Origin of the sequence: Actinoallomurus acaciae (genome assembly GCF_042429965.1) — a bacterium.
In the GTDB taxonomy this organism is placed as follows: domain Bacteria; phylum Actinomycetota; class Actinomycetes; order Streptosporangiales; family Streptosporangiaceae; genus Actinoallomurus; species Actinoallomurus acaciae.
The window spans coordinates 1-594 of sequence record NZ_JBHLZP010001277.1 but is presented as its reverse complement, the minus strand read 5'-3'; the positions used below and the strand labels follow the sequence as shown (position 1 = coordinate 594).

At 76.1% G+C, this 594-nt stretch carries 1 protein-coding gene; it reads left to right on the top strand.

Translation table 11 applies throughout. The features are described from left to right. A partial coding sequence (locus ACFFNX_RS52065; RefSeq protein WP_378213903.1) for a class I SAM-dependent methyltransferase occupies positions 1 to 525 on the top strand: 525 nt, incomplete at its 5' end. Between the last annotated feature and the right edge of the window lie 69 nt (positions 526 to 594).

Here is a 594-nt window from a genome sequence, read left to right as displayed (position 1 = left end):
CTGGCCGCCGCCCCGAACGCCCGCGTCGACGGCGTCGACGCCTCGGCGGGCATGCTCGCCCGTGCGCGCGCCAAGCGGTGGCCGGACGGCGTGGAGTTCGTGCACGCCCGCGCCGAGGAGCTCGCCGACGCCGGGGTCACCGGGCCGTTCGACGGCGTCTTCGCCGCGTACCTCATCCGCAACCTGTCCGACCCGGACGCCGTGCTCGCGTCGCTGTGGTCCCTGCTGCGGCCCGGCGGCCGTCTCATCGTGCACGACTACTCCGTACGCGACCACCCGCTCACCCGGCTGATCTGGCACGCCGTGTGCTGGAGTGTCATCATCCCGGCGGGCCGGCTGACCACCGGCGACGCGGGCCTGTACCGCTACCTGTGGCGGAGCGCGCTGGAGTTCGACCGGCCACCGGAGTTCGCCGAGCGCCTGCGCCGCGCCGGCTTCACCGACGTACGCGCCGCCACCATGACCGGCTGGCAGAAGGGCATCGTGCACGCGTTCGGCGCCCGGCGCCCGGGACCGGCGTCATGACCGCCGGCCGCGCCCCCGGCACCGACCGCCGCCGAGTGCACCATCCGGCGCCGCCCGGAGCACCGAGCG